The sequence below is a fragment of the Butyrivibrio sp. CB08 genome, from assembly GCF_003625485.1.
Taxonomy (GTDB): domain Bacteria; phylum Bacillota; class Clostridia; order Lachnospirales; family Lachnospiraceae; genus Butyrivibrio.
Genome location: NZ_RAIR01000002.1, coordinates 43333 through 56615, shown reverse-complemented (window position 1 = coordinate 56615; position 13283 = coordinate 43333). Strand labels below are relative to the sequence as shown.

Annotated in this window: 13 protein-coding genes; 9 read left to right on the top strand and 4 right to left on the bottom strand. The window is 44.4% G+C overall.

All coding sequences use genetic code 11. From position 1 onward, the window contains the following. The first annotated feature begins 98 nt into the window (after window positions 1–98). From D6855_RS03890 to D6855_RS03875, 4 genes are read left to right on the top strand one after another with little or no spacing between them, the layout of a single operon-like run. Entirely contained in the window at window positions 99–452 is a 354-nt protein-coding gene (locus D6855_RS03890; protein ID WP_120739133.1) for a BlaI/MecI/CopY family transcriptional regulator, read from the top strand. 31 nt (window positions 453–483) lie between these two features. After that, a complete protein-coding gene (locus D6855_RS03885; RefSeq protein WP_120738271.1) occupies window positions 484–2028 on the top strand; it encodes a M56 family metallopeptidase in 1545 nt (514 codons plus the stop codon). Between the two features lie 10 nt (window positions 2029–2038). Next, window positions 2039–2287: a hypothetical protein gene (locus D6855_RS03880; protein ID WP_120738269.1), complete on the top strand. Its 249-nt coding sequence runs from the start codon at window positions 2039–2041 to the stop codon at window positions 2285–2287. A 56-nt stretch (window positions 2288–2343) separates the two neighbouring features. Beyond that, window positions 2344–3282: an RluA family pseudouridine synthase gene (locus D6855_RS03875; RefSeq protein ID WP_120738267.1), complete on the top strand. Its 939-nt coding sequence runs from the start codon at window positions 2344–2346 to the stop codon at window positions 3280–3282. 32 nt (window positions 3283–3314) lie between these two features. Here the strand turns inward: D6855_RS03875 and D6855_RS03870 are convergent, their stop codons facing one another. Continuing rightward, window positions 3315–4625: a DNA polymerase Y family protein gene (locus D6855_RS03870; protein WP_120738265.1), complete on the bottom strand. Its 1311-nt coding sequence runs from the start codon at window positions 4623–4625 to the stop codon at window positions 3315–3317. Window positions 4626–4836: 211 nt separating this feature from the next. On the opposite strand from D6855_RS03870, the gene D6855_RS03865 reads away from it, so the two are divergent. Then, entirely contained in the window at window positions 4837–5400 is a 564-nt protein-coding gene (locus D6855_RS03865; RefSeq protein ID WP_120738263.1) for a CAP domain-containing protein, read from the top strand. A gap of 224 nt (window positions 5401–5624) precedes the next feature. Next, the gene (locus tag D6855_RS16680) at window positions 5625–5795 is read left to right on the top strand and encodes a hypothetical protein (RefSeq protein ID WP_158589460.1); all 171 of its coding nucleotides are present in this window, start codon (window positions 5625–5627) and stop codon (window positions 5793–5795) included. Window positions 5796–5847: 52 nt separating this feature from the next. Here D6855_RS16680 and D6855_RS03860 read toward each other — a convergent pair whose 3' ends face one another. The 3 genes from D6855_RS03860 to D6855_RS03850 form a co-directional block, all read right to left on the bottom strand. Further along, entirely contained in the window at window positions 5848–6291 is a 444-nt protein-coding gene (locus D6855_RS03860; RefSeq protein ID WP_120738261.1) for an aspartate carbamoyltransferase regulatory subunit, read from the bottom strand. A 15-nt stretch (window positions 6292–6306) separates the two neighbouring features. Then, a complete protein-coding gene (gene pyrB / locus D6855_RS03855; protein ID WP_120738259.1) occupies window positions 6307–7227 on the bottom strand; it encodes an aspartate carbamoyltransferase in 921 nt (306 codons plus the stop codon). A gap of 77 nt (window positions 7228–7304) precedes the next feature. Continuing rightward, complete coding sequence (locus D6855_RS03850) at window positions 7305–8315, bottom strand: DUF5050 domain-containing protein (RefSeq protein ID WP_120738257.1); 1011 nt, start codon at window positions 8313–8315, stop codon at window positions 7305–7307. Window positions 8316–8418: 103 nt separating this feature from the next. On the opposite strand from D6855_RS03850, the gene pheA reads away from it, so the two are divergent. From pheA to D6855_RS03835, 3 genes are read left to right on the top strand one after another with little or no spacing between them, the layout of a single operon-like run. Further along, window positions 8419–9546 (top strand): prephenate dehydratase, encoded by a 1128-nt coding sequence (gene pheA, locus D6855_RS03845; RefSeq protein WP_120738255.1) that lies wholly within the window; start codon window positions 8419–8421, stop codon window positions 9544–9546. A 17-nt stretch (window positions 9547–9563) separates the two neighbouring features. Further along, on the top strand, window positions 9564–11111 hold the full coding sequence (locus D6855_RS03840) for a Ppx/GppA phosphatase family protein (protein WP_120738253.1): 1548 nt from the start codon (window positions 9564–9566) through the stop codon (window positions 11109–11111). Window positions 11112–11126: 15 nt separating this feature from the next. After that, window positions 11127–13277, top strand: a complete 2151-nt coding sequence (locus D6855_RS03835) for an RNA degradosome polyphosphate kinase (RefSeq protein ID WP_120738251.1) — start codon at window positions 11127–11129, stop codon at window positions 13275–13277. The last annotated feature ends 6 nt before the right edge of the window (window positions 13278–13283 follow it).

Genomic DNA, 13283 nt, shown 5'->3' with positions numbered 1-13283 from the left:
TTTTTTTATTATCACTTTTAAGGTTGACATTTTGGTCTATTCACGATAAACTAACATCAGGAAGTCGATATCGAATAGACCAATGAGGGGATATGATCATGGCTGTAGAATTTGGTGAAGTACAAATGAAGTTTGCTGAGCTTATCTGGGAGAGAGAGCCCATTGGCTCAGGGGAACTGGTTAAGCTCTGCGCTGAGAGATTTGACTGGAAGAAGTCAACTACCTACACGGTTCTCAAAAAGCTCTGCGACAAGGGGCTGTTTCAGAACATAGACGGAGTTGTATCTGCAAAGATCTCCAAGGAAGAGTTTTATACAAAAAAGAGCGAAGAATTTGTGGATGAAGCTTTTGGTGGTTCCCTTCCGGCATTTCTGGCTGCATTTACTTCACATCAGCAGCTATCAAGAAAGGACATAGAGGAAATACGCAACATAATTGACAAAATACAGTAACGACATCATGTGACAGCAAGAGGGGTAATGTATGGGGTTAATATTTGGTAAAGTACTTGAAATGAGTTTTGCCTCGGTTCTTTTGATCGTGGCAGTGTCACTACTTAGAATACCGCTTAAGAAAGCGCCAAAGTGGTTCATGGGGGTATTGTGGACCATTGTGGCTTTAAGGCTCCTTGTTCCTGTTCAGATACAGTCTGGTATAGGCTTTATGCCAGATTTTGGGAACATGATAGAGTCTGCTTTCGGAAAAGAGAATACAAACAACGTAGCTACTTACGTCTCTGAAGATACGCTGGCTCCTGCCACAGGAGTTCTTGAGGACATCGCTTCTGGAGATGCAGCGCCTGTAGAGACTCAGAATGTAGCTGCTAAAAGCGCTGGAAGCTTTGTATATCTGGTTGTTCTTTGGATCATTGGAATGCTTATGGCCTTTGGCTATGCTTCCTATAGCTACATTTCCATAAGGCTTAAGACCAGGATATCCATAAGATACAGGTCCAGTGAGAGGGTATATGTCTGCGATGAGATAGACACGCCTTTCATCTTTGGACTGATAAAGCCAGCAATCTACATTCCTTCAGGTCTTGATCACGAGACAATAGTCAATGTTCTGGCTCATGAGAGAGTGCACTTAAAGAGGAAGGATCATTTAAGAAAACAGCTTGGCTTTCTTATTCTGACCATTCACTGGTTCAATCCATTTGTATGGCTTGCCTACGTTCTCTTTTGCAGAGACATTGAGCTTGCCTGCGATGAGAGAGTTATCAGCAGGATGTCTGTTGATGAAAAGAAATCTTACGCAGAGTCACTATTGTCCTGCAGCACCAAAAAGAGAAGGATGATGGTCTATCCTGTAGCCTTTGGCGAAGTTGCAGTGGGAACCAGGATAAAGGGAATCTTCAATTACAGAAAACCTTCATTTTATCTTTTACTGATGCTGGCTATCACAACTGGCGTTCTCACCACATGCTCTTTTACCAGAGCTGCAGACAGGGTTGTAGTAACTCCATACTCTGTAAGTTATGTTAAGGAAGTAGAAGAAGTGGGTAATGCCTCCTCCTCAAACACACAAAGCGTAACGATTAAGGGCATTACTTATGTTGGGGAAGACTTCGATGCTGATGAAAAGAAATCCGATGTGGAGGTCAAGGTAAAAGTAGAGGAGCCTTCCCAGGTACGAACAAGAATAGAGGATATCAGATGTCAGGAAAATACAGTTATAGAATCACATCAGGAAAGTCAGTCAGAACCAGAAGCCTCAGCTGAAGTTAAAAAGCCAGAGGAAGACAGATCAGAAGAAAAGAAAGAAGAGACCAAAAAAGAATCCACTACTGTGGATGTGAAAAAAGGCAAAACTCACGTGCATGTATCAACAGATGATCTTAAAAAGATCGAATCAATTGCACCTGTAAGTGAAGTGGTTTCTGCTACAGAGGACTTTGCTACTGATGTGGCAACCGAAACAGTAGATACAGTTGTGGGAGAAGTCTTTGATGAAGGCGGAGTAGTTGACACTGCATTTGGCATTACCTCAGAAACATTAGGACTAGTTGACAGCATACTTGGATGGTAAGGAGGGTATCATGGCAGATAAGACAAACATGGTAATTTTCGCAGCAGCTAACGAAGTAGGCATTTCCGAAAGAGAAATGAAGGGAATTCTGGTAACACAAAGGGACGGATTTTTTGAGATCACTTTTTCAACTGAGTGGATGATGTACGATATGTACGTGGAGGAGGAGTCAATGATGGTTCTTGGAGTTGATTTCAGGCCAATACCTGTCAATTCGCTTCTTGAGAGCCTTCCGGAGTCAGTCCAGGACGCATCCTGATAAAGGGCCTTTGGCGCACCTTGTGGGGGATGGAGTTTTGTGACATACTATAGTCTATGAATGAGAGCTATAGAGAGATCAGTATAAATATAACAGCAAACGATGATGGCCTTACTGCCAGAGAGATCATGGCGGTAAGGCTTTGCTTGTCTTCCAGGGAGATAACAAGGTGCAAGCAGTTTGAGGACGGAGTGTGCCTTAAGTCTGGGAAAAGAGCTGAGGGCGATGTGGATTCTTTTGTCCCAATCCTCGTAAAGACGCCTCTTTCTGAGGGGGATGTCCTAAGAATCAGAATCTATGAGGACAACGACAACGCTGGAGAAGTAATCCCCTGGGATACGCCAATAGACATAGTATATGAAGATGAAGACATTATTCTTATTAATAAGCCTGGGGACATGGTGGTTCATCCATCCTATGCCCACTATCAGGACTCACTTTCTAATGCCCTGGCTGGCTATTATCAAAAGACCGGCCAGGACCATGTTATCCGAACCATCGGGCGCCTTGACAGGGAGACTTCAGGGCTCCTTATCTTTGCCAAGAACAGGTACAGCGCAGCGCTTTTATCAAACCAGCGCATGAACATGTCCAAGAGAAAAGAGTATCTGGCCCTTGCCAGCGGCGTCTTTGAGAAAAAGGAAGGAACCATAGATGCGCCAATCGGCCAGGAAGAGGGCGTTCGGATGATACGAAAGGTCATAGAGGATGGGAAAAGAGCTATCACCCATTATAAGGTAGTACAACAGTTTGAAGACTACGCCCTTGTGAGGCTCCGCCTTGATACAGGAAGAACGCACCAGATAAGAGTTCACATGTCTTATCTTGGACACCCGCTTCTTGGAGACAATCTCTATGGAAAAGAAATATCGGACAGCCATGGGATGACAAGAGCAGCCCTTCATGCAGCGCATCTTGAATTCAAGCAGCCTGTTACAGGAAAAGAGCTGTCCTTTGAGGCGCAGCTTCCTGAAGATATGAAGAGACTGGTATAAAAATATAAGGACACTTTTGAACTACAGACGGTTCATAAGTGTCCTTTTTTGATTATGTCTTTGCCAAACTCTTTTTGTAGCTTCTCAGTCATGGCATCCAGTTTCTTTTGACGTTCTCTTTCTATAGGAGAGGGGAAAAGAGATGCATCATTGCCAGGAGGGGTAATCATGCTCTCGTCAAAGAGACTTAGCTGCTGGTAGGAGCCGTCGTCCAATTTGGTAAGTCCAACGCCCACCAGTCTTATGGTCTCGCCCTTCATAAAAAGACCATCGTCTCCGAGAAGGAGTTTATCTGACAACTCCTTGGAATATCTGTAGATCCTCTGTTCATCGCAGATGGAGCTCTCAAGTTGGAGCTGGGCTGAGTGGCGCTTAAAGCTTCCTGTTTTAACAGAGACTGTTATGGTGCGTCCGTAGACCTTATCTGCCTTAAGACGCTTTGAAACCTTCTCTGAGAGATATTTAAGTACAGGAACTATATCTTTATCATAGTTATCTGAAGTCAGGTCGTTCTTTAACGTAGTTTCATTGGAGTAGCTCTTGGCATCTTCGTAGTCGTCGTGAACCTCGGAGCTGCCATATCCATTGGCACTCTGATATATATAGCTTCCGCCATTTGGTCCAAGGAAGGAGATTAGTACCTCGGGATCTGACTGGGCTGCATCCCCAATAGTTCTGATACCAATGGACTGGAGCCTTGCAGCAGTGGACTTGCCACAGCCAAAGAGGTCTCCAATAGGAAGAGGCCACATCTTGTCAGGCACTTCCTCTGGGAAAAGAGTGTGTATCCTGTCGGGCTTCTGAAAGTCGCTGGCCATTTTGGCAAGGAGCTTGTTACAGGAAATGCCAACATTTACAGTAAAGCCAAGGGTATCCCTGATCTCATCCTTGATCTTACGGGCAAGGCAGATTGGAAATGGCTCATCCTCAGTTTCAAGGTAACTGTAGATCTCTCTAAGGCCTGAAATATCAACAAAGGCTTCATCTATGGACATCTGCTGGACAAGAGGAGAGTACTTGTTTAAAATGGCGATAAAGGCACCAGAGTATTCTCTGTAGGTCGCAAAATCGGACTGGACCAGAACAAGAGACGGGCACTTCTCCAGGGCCTTAACAACAGGCTCTCCTGTGACAATTCCGTATTTTTTGGCTGGAATTGACTTGGCAGTTATGATTCCATGTCTTTTTTTGACATCGCCACCTACCGCAGAGGGTATGGTGCGAAGGTCCACGCTGCCTGGATCATCCCGCAGCTGCTTGAGTGCAGACCAGGAAAGAAAGGCGGAGTTGACATCGATGTGAAATATGTACTTGTCGTAGTCATAAACATGGTTATTATCCATATTTATAGCATATCAAGAACAACTGTTCGAATCAAGGCTTGGGGATAAATAAAACATAATTTCATTAATTTCACTTGAAAATGAAAAAATCTATTACATTTTAGTGTTTTTTAGTGAATGTGTTGTTGAATAGATGAATTAATTAAGCTAATATATAAGTAGGATTATGGGATTACCAGAAGTACGTTATTAGTGTATAGGAGTAAGAGTTATGAAGAAGTTAAAGGTGAAAAGAATAGTAGCAGTTGCTCTTACAGCTGTTCTTACATTCACACTTGTTGCGTGTGGAGCTACTAAGGAAGCTGTTATCGATGATCAGGCTGCTACCAGAGGAATTGAAGAAGGTGCAGGCGAGATCTGGATTGATAACCAGGCTATCGCACTTGCAGGATCTGCTTCATCAACACAGGCTGCAGTTGATGCTTGTACTGCAGTATTTAACATGATGAACCAGACAAGAGCAGCTCAGGGCCTTGCAACACTTGCATGGAGTGAGCCACTTACAGATGCAGCTAGAGTACGTGCACAGGAGTGCAGATCATCATTCTCACATACAAGACCTGATGGTTCAGCTTTCTGGACAGTAGACAGTAATGTTCAGTATGGTGAGAACCTTGCTAAGCTTTACAGCTCAGCTGACAGTGTTTACACAGCATGGATGAATTCACCAACACATAAGGCTAACATTATGGATGGTGGATACAAGACTGTTGGTATCGCTGTATTCCAGGATGACGGTGGAAACTGGTACTGGGCACAGGAGTTCGGATATTAAGCGAGTAAAGTAAATAAATGCACAGCTCCTGTTTACAGGATAGCTGTGCATTTTATTTATTTTACGAACAAACACCGTGAGGAAGTAGCACGATAGTGCGGATTCCGAATGGTGTTTGAGGATTACGAGAGCGTAGCGGAGTAATCCTCGCTTAATTATATATGGCTAGCTGTGTTCTTCGAGCATGGCGCACGCCCAAAAATCTCATAAGGGGGTACATGGATATGTTTGGAAAATCTTCGAAAGATATCTACATCAACAATGAGACGAGGCCGCTTTCTGTAGGGGGAGCCAATGACAACCCTTACATGCAGGAAATGCTCCGTGGTGAGGAGAAGCGCCGGGAGAAGAACCGCGATGATATCTACGCCAGACAAAACGGATACATCAAATAAATAATGTGCATTTTAAAAGGCTTGGGCAATCGCCCAAGCCTTATTATTTTATTTACAGGTTATTTGCATCGCCCTCTGAGTATTTCTCGTCGCAGTACTTGCAGCGGTAGATCTCTCTTTCCTCATCTGCAAGATAGAAGATCTGAGGAAGCTCCTGCTCGATGGAGGAGATACATCTAGGGTTGTGACACTTGATGACTCCTGTTATCTGCTTAGGCAGAACCAGGGATCTCTTTTCAATGATCTCTCCGTCCTTGATTACGTTTACTGTGATGTTGTGGTCGACAAACGCAAGGACGTCAAGGTCCAGGGAGTTGATATCACACTCGACTTTGAGGATATCTTTTTTGCCCATGGCCTTACTCTTGGCATTCTTGATGATAGCTACGGTTGAGTCAAGCTTATCAAGACCAAGGTGTCTGTATATCTGCATGCTCTTTCCAGCCTGGATGTGATCCAGAACGAAGCCTTCTTCGATTTTTCCAATATTTAACATAATCGCTTCTCCTTATTATTTGATCCCAAGTAGTGTCAGTATCAGAGCCATTCTAACGTACATACCGTATTGAACCTGCTTAAAGTATGCGGCTCTTGGATCATCGTCTATTTCTACAGAAATCTCGTTTACCCTTGGGAGAGGATGGAGGATGAACATCTTTTCTTTTGCCAGAGCCATTTTCTCTTTATCCAGGATATAGAAATTGCGAAGTCTTATGTAGTCTTCCTCGTTGAAGAAACGTTCCTTCTGAACTCTTGTCATATACAGGAAATCCAGCTGAGGCATAACTTCTTCGAGCTTTATTACTTCTTCGTATGGAATGTTCTTTTGACGAAGCATCTCTGTTATGTAGTCAGGAACCTTGAGCTCCTTAGGGGAGATAAAGATGAAACGGATGCCTTCGTAGCGGCTAAGGGCGTTGATAAGAGAGTGGACTGTTCGACCAAACTTAAGATCGCCGCAAAGACCGATGGTAAAATTCTTAAGGCTGCCATACAGAGACCTGATGGTAAGAAGGTCTGTAAGGGTCTGGGTTGGGTGCTGATGACCACCATCACCTGCATTGATAACAGGGATTGTTGACTTGGAAGCAGCTACCATTGGAGCACCTTCCTTGGGATGTCTCATGGCGCAGATATCTGCAAAGCAGGAGATAACCCTTATTGTATCTGCAACGCTTTCTCCCTTGGCTGCAGAAGAGGAGTTTGCATCAGCAAATCCGATTACCTGTCCCCCCAGGCGGATCATTGCTGTTTCAAAAGAGAGCCTGGTTCTTGTACTTGGCTCATAGAAGCAGGTTGCAAGGATCTTGCCGTCACACTTGTGTGAAAAGCCGGGCAGATCTCTTTCGATATCCCCTGCCAGATCAAAGAGGTTCTCCAGTTCCTCCACTGAGAAATCCAGAGGGTTCATCATGTGTCTTAGTTTTTCCATACGTTCTCCCATCTTTCTAAATATTTTTATACTTAATGTAAGCGCGTATCCTTAAACTAAGAATACGCGCCTATAAACTACTTGGAACTGACTATAAATGGAGATGGTGCTGCTGAGCCATCAAGTGGCATGTGGTATGTAAGAGTATCATCTCCGAAAACTTTGAAATAGAGATATTTTGATGTTAAGTTGAGGCTGTTGGTTACGCCATTAAAAAGTATCACCCTGTCTGAACCGTCAAGGTTACATCTTCTAAGGGAAGGAGCATCTGCATTGGAAAATGAATAGTAAATATAATTGCGATCCATTGTAAAGCAATCAGCTCTGTCGGAGGTCACCAGCTCTTTTTCCCCAGTTGAAAGACTTGCTCTCCAGATGCTGTAATTGGAATCACCGTTCATATAGTATATATAACCATCCTGAATTACAGGAAAGAAATAGTTGCCATCTAAAAATGTGTTCTGAATGTCTCCGGATCTTGTATCAAGATAATGGAGATTGTGGTCCTGACTTACACCGGTAAAGAAAATATAACCATTGTCATAACAAAATGGAGAAACCAGTTCATCAGTAACCTGAGTCAGATCGGTTTTGTTGACCTTCATCTTGTTAAGAGATCCGCCGCCTGATTTTAACTGGAAATAAAGATACTCGCCGCACAGCTGAAGCTCTCCGCAGAAGTCTCTTAGAAGACATGTCTGGTTGCTGCCGTCGGCCTTGCATCTGTAGATACCAAACTGATTGGTGGAAGCTCCAAGGCCCTTAACCTTTGAGGACTTGGAGGTGGAATCCATATAGAAATATACGAAGCCATCAGCACCGTTGATGTACTTGGCACCCATGGTTGTAAGTCTCTTGGCTTTGGTCTCATCTGAGTTCATTACATAGAGACAGTTATTATCTGAAGAATTGGCGAAATAAACCTTGTCGTTCATCTCGAAGAATAAACCATTGTTGTGGAGATTGCCGGCTGAATTGCCAACAGCATTGGGATTAAGGGGAACTCTCTTATCCAGGAAATAGTAGGTACCAAACCCGGCACAAGCAAGAAGTATGATGATTAAAAACACGATAAATTTCCTGTTCATTTCATTCCTCCAATAACCATTATATCCGCGTCACTTCTTGCTATCAAGAAATATTTCGTTTATCATTTAATACAAAGACAAGAGTTAAGGAGACGCGCAGTAAATGGATTTGTCAGAGCTTCGAAAAGAGATTGATGAGATAGATGCCAAGCTTGTAGAACTTTATGAGGAGAGGATGAAGGTCTCTTCAGAGATCGCGGATTACAAGATAGCCAACGGCCGCAAGGTATTTGATAAGGAAAGGGAAAAAGAGAAGATCCAGACGGTAAAAAGTCTCACCCACTCTGAGTTTAACAGTATCGGAATTGAGGAGCTCTTTTCCCAGATCATGTCCATGAGCCGTAAGCTCCAGTACCAAAAGCTTGCACAGGAGGGAGCGTCACTTAGACTTCCCTTCATACCTATAAAGAGTCTTGAAAAGGACAAGGCAAGAGTATGCTATCAGGGAGCAGAAGGGGCCTATTCTGAGGCGGCTACAGTTAAGTTCTTTGGACCTACAGCCAATGCATTCCATGTGGGAACCTTCAGAGATGCCTTTGGAGCCCTTGAGGATGGCAACGCAGATTATGCAGTTCTTCCTATCGAAAACTCCACAGCGGGCATCGTAAGCGAGGTTTACGACCTTCTTACAGAGTACGAGTGCTACATTGTTGGAGAGCAGATCATCGATATCAAACACTGCCTCATGGGGGTTAAGGGCGCTAAGCTTGAGGATATCAAGACAGTTTATTCTCATCCCCAGTCCCTTATGCAGTCTCAGAGATTCCTTGCAGACCATGCGTCCATCAATCAGGTCAGCATGAAGAACAATGCATTTGCTGCCAAGAAGGTAGCTGAGGACGGAGATATCACCCAGGCTGCCATTGCCAGCGAGAGAGCGGCGCTAGTTTACGGCCTTGATATCATTAAGGAAGGTATCAACCAGGCGGAGTCCAACTCCACAAGGTTTATCGTTGTTACAACCCAGAAGGTATTTCTGGAAGGTGCTAAAAAGGTCAGCCTTTGCCTTGAGATTCCTCACGAGGCTGGAGCTTTGTACCATATAATGTCACACTTTATCTACAACAACCTCAACATGACCAAGATCGAGTCAAGACCTATTGAGGACAGGAACTGGGAGTACAGATTCTTTATCGACTTCGACGGCAATCTTGAGGACAGTAGTGTTAAGAATGCACTCAGAGGACTTCGTGAAGAAGCTAAGATGATGAAGATCCTTGGCAATTACTAACTATAAAAGGAGCGAATATGACTGGAGAAGTATTTGCTGCAATTGATGTTGGTTCATACGAGATGGCTCTTAAGATCTTTGAGCTGTCAGATAAGCGCGGGGTAAAAGAGCTGGATCATGTAAGGCACAGAATGGATCTGGGCTCTGAGACTTATGCCACCGGCAAGATCGGCTCAAGGCACGTAGATGAGATGATCAAGATCCTTGGTGAATTCAGGCAGATCATGAAATCTTACGGAGCAACCCACTACAAGGCCTACGGAACCAGTGCCATCAGAGAGACCAGGGATATTGTTGTCCTTCAGGAGCTCATAAGGCAGAGAACACATATCCAGATCGATGTTCTAAGTAACTCTGAGCAGAGGTTTCTTGATTATAAATCCATCGCTCTTAAAAACGAGCAGTTCCAGGAAGTAATCAAGCGCCCTACAGCTATTATCGATATTGGCGGAGGAAGTATCCAGATATCTCTCTTTGAGAAGGATGCCCTCATCGCCACACAGAACCTTAAGACCGGTGTTCTTCGTCTTCATGCAATCATGCAGACGGTCCACGCCACAAGACACAGATATTTTGAGCTCATTTCAGAGCTTGTCAATTCCCAGCTGGCTGTCTTTTCCAAGATGTACCTTAAGGACAGGAAGGTTGAGAATCTTATAATTATCGATGACTATGTGAGCCCCGTCATCAGAAGGCTTAAGCCTGAGCAGGGCATGGAGGGATTCGCCACAAGGCAGGAGTACTATGGATTCCTTGATAAGGCCAATGGCGTCAATGCAACAGACGTTGCCAAGATGTTTGGAATGCCTGAGGAAAACATCCCACTCCTTTACGTATCATCAATCCTCATCAAGTGTATCCTTGAGATCACCAAGGCCGAGAATCTCTGGGCTCCGGGCGTAACCTTATGCGACGGCATCGCCTATGAGTACGCCGAGAAAAAGAACTTCATCAAGTCTCCACATAACTTCGAACACGACATTATTTCCTGCGCTCAGAATATTTCAAAGCGCTACATGGGAAGTAAGTCAAGGCGCGAGACACTGTGGAAGATCGCATCAGAGATCTTTGACAACACCAGGAAGATCCATGGCCTTTCAAAGAGAGAAAGGCTCCTTCTGCAGGTAGCTACAATGCTTCATGACTGTGGCAAATATATCAGCATGATAAACCTTGGAGACTGCTCTTTTAACATAATCATGTCTACTGAGATCATAGGACTGTCCCACAAGGAGAGGAGCATAGTGGCAAACGTCGTAAGATACAACCACGAGCTCTTTGACCACTACGGAGAGGGAAGTCCGTATCTTGAAGGGTTCTCCTATGAGGACTATCTGATTGTGGCAAAGCTCACAGCGATCCTAAGGGTTGCCAACAGCCTTGACAGGACCCACAAGCAGAAGTTCAAGGACGTCAAGGTCACAGTCAAGGACAGAGAGCTTATCATCAACATCGATACCAGAGATGACATTACCCTGGAGAAAGGTCTTTTCACAAACAGGGCTGACTTCTTCGAAGAGGTATTTGGAATCAAACCGGTTATCAAGCAAAAGAAGATGATGTAATTTAGAGGGGATAAGATGGTAAAGGATAAGAAATCCACAGATTTTGAAAAACCAGAGCTTTATATGAACAGAGAGCTCAGCTGGCTTCAGTTCAACGAGAGGGTTCGCTTTGAGGCAGAGGATGAGAGCAATCCTTTGTTTGAGAGGCTTAAGTTCCTTAGCATCTCAGCAAGTAACCTGGATGAGTTCTTTATGGTCAGGGTTGCGTCCCTTAAGGATATGATAAACGCTGACTATAAAAAGCCGGACATAGCGGGAATGACTCCTATAGAACAGCTTGATGCAGTTCTTACTGAGGTCCATAAGTTTGTGGACAAGCAGTACCAGATCTACAACAAGCAGCTTATTCCTGCGCTTTTGGAAAACGGACTTAAGATAACAGACGGAAGTGATCTTTCTGCCACAGACCTTGAGTACGTGGACAGATACTTTGATGAGTATGTCTATCCTGTTCTTACACCTATGGCGGTGGATTCATCAAGGCCGTTCCCACTTATCAGGAACAAGTCCCTTAACATCGGAGCTCTTCTTAAAAAGAAGGAGGGCAAGGATGACGTTGACTTTGCAACGGTTCAGGTACCAGATGTTCTTCCAAGAGTTTTAGAGATCCCATGTGAGGATAACGGAATATGCCCTCGCAAGATCATGCTCCTTGAGCAGATCATCAAGAGGAACATGCAAAAGCTTTTCCTTAATTATGATATCATTACCAGCGCTTCCTACAGGGTTGGACGAAACGCCGACCTTTCCATAGACGAGGACGAGGCGGAGGATCTGTTAAAAGAGATTGAAAAGCAGATCAAGCGTCGTCAATGGGGCCAGGCAATAAGGCTTGAAGTTCCAAAGGGTATCGACAAGAAGCTCCTTAAGTTCATAGCAAAAGAGCTTTCTGTTGAAGATAATGAGATATACATGATCGATGGTCCTTTGGACCTTACATTCCTGTTTAAGATGTACAAGCTTGAAGGCTTTGAGCATCTTAAAGAGCACAGCTATGCAGAACCTCAGCCAGTTCCAGAGTTTGAGGGTGGTGAGAACATCTTTGATGTCATCCAGAGGGGCGACATACTGATGCATCACCCATATCAGACCTTTGAGAACGTTGTTAAGTTTGTTGAGACAGCTGCTGTAGATCCTAATGTTCTTGCCATCAAGCAGACTCTCTACCGAGTAAGTGGTAATTCACCTATCATTGCAGCTCTTGCCAAGGCTGCTGACAATGGCAAGCAGGTAACGGTTCTCGTAGAACTTAAGGCAAGATTCGACGAGGAAAACAATATCGTCTGGGCCAAGATGCTTGAGAAAGCGGGCTGCCACGTAATCTACGGTCTTGTTGGACTTAAGACCCACTGTAAGATAACTCTGGTTGTAAGGCGCCAGGAAGATGGCATCATGCGCTATGTCCATCTTGGAACCGGTAACTACAATGATTCAACAGCCAAGCAGTACACGGATGTTGGTCTCTTTACCTGTGCTCCTGCAATCGGTGAGGATGCAACTGCTGTATTTAACATGCTCTCTGGTTATTCAGAGCCCCTTGGATGGAACAAGCTTTCCCTTGCTCCGCTCTGGCTCAAGGACAGGATAATCGATCTTATCAGAAGAGAAGCAGAGCATGCCAGGGCAGGAGAGAGTGCAAGGATCGTTGCCAAGATGAATGCCATCTGCCACAAGGATGTAATTGCGGAGCTTTACAAGGCAAGCAGCGCCGGAGTTAAGATTGACCTTATAGTTCGCGGAATATGCTGCCTTAGAACCGGTATTCCAGGGGTAAGTGAGAACATCACAGTAAGATCAATTGTTGGTAACTACTTAGAGCACAGCAGGATCTTCTATTTTGAAAATGGCGGAAGCCCCGAGTTTTACGCAAGCAGTGCTGACTGGATGCCAAGAAACCTTGAGCGAAGGGTTGAGATTCTTTTCCCTGTTGAAGACAAGAGGCTTAAGGAGAAGATGTGGAACATTCTGGATACTGAGCTTAAGGACACAGAGAAGGCTCATGTCATGAACAGCAAGGGAATCTATGTCAAGAAAACTGCTTCTGATGGAGAAAAAGTCAACTCCCAGAAGATATTTGGGCAGGAGGCTGTCAGTGCAGCGAAAAAGTTTGACGCTGGCAGTAGCAGAGTTTTCATCCCTGAGATGAACCCTGATGCCAAGACATAATACAAT

What these genes read in the sequence shown, in the direction of transcription:
- D6855_RS03860 (WP_120738261.1), bottom strand. Translation starts at nt 6,291, where the DNA reads ATGTTAAATATTGGAAAAATCGAAGAAGGCTTCGTTCTGGATCACATC.
- D6855_RS03865 (WP_120738263.1), top strand. Translation starts at nt 4,837, where the DNA reads ATGAAGAAGTTAAAGGTGAAAAGAATAGTAGCAGTTGCTCTTACAGCT.
- D6855_RS03885 (WP_120738271.1), top strand. Translation starts at nt 484, where the DNA reads ATGGGGTTAATATTTGGTAAAGTACTTGAAATGAGTTTTGCCTCGGTT.
- D6855_RS16680 (WP_158589460.1), top strand. Translation starts at nt 5,625, where the DNA reads ATGTTTGGAAAATCTTCGAAAGATATCTACATCAACAATGAGACGAGG.
- D6855_RS03890 (WP_120739133.1), top strand. Translation starts at nt 99, where the DNA reads ATGGCTGTAGAATTTGGTGAAGTACAAATGAAGTTTGCTGAGCTTATC.
- pyrB (WP_120738259.1), bottom strand. Translation starts at nt 7,227, where the DNA reads ATGGAAAAACTAAGACACATGATGAACCCTCTGGATTTCTCAGTGGAG.
- D6855_RS03840 (WP_120738253.1), top strand. Translation starts at nt 9,564, where the DNA reads ATGACTGGAGAAGTATTTGCTGCAATTGATGTTGGTTCATACGAGATG.
- D6855_RS03850 (WP_120738257.1), bottom strand. Translation starts at nt 8,315, where the DNA reads ATGAACAGGAAATTTATCGTGTTTTTAATCATCATACTTCTTGCTTGT.
- D6855_RS03870 (WP_120738265.1), bottom strand. Translation starts at nt 4,625, where the DNA reads ATGGATAATAACCATGTTTATGACTACGACAAGTACATATTTCACATC.
- pheA (WP_120738255.1), top strand. Translation starts at nt 8,419, where the DNA reads ATGGATTTGTCAGAGCTTCGAAAAGAGATTGATGAGATAGATGCCAAG.
- D6855_RS03835 (WP_120738251.1), top strand. Translation starts at nt 11,127, where the DNA reads ATGGTAAAGGATAAGAAATCCACAGATTTTGAAAAACCAGAGCTTTAT.
- D6855_RS03880 (WP_120738269.1), top strand. Translation starts at nt 2,039, where the DNA reads ATGGCAGATAAGACAAACATGGTAATTTTCGCAGCAGCTAACGAAGTA.
- D6855_RS03875 (WP_120738267.1), top strand. Translation starts at nt 2,344, where the DNA reads ATGAATGAGAGCTATAGAGAGATCAGTATAAATATAACAGCAAACGAT.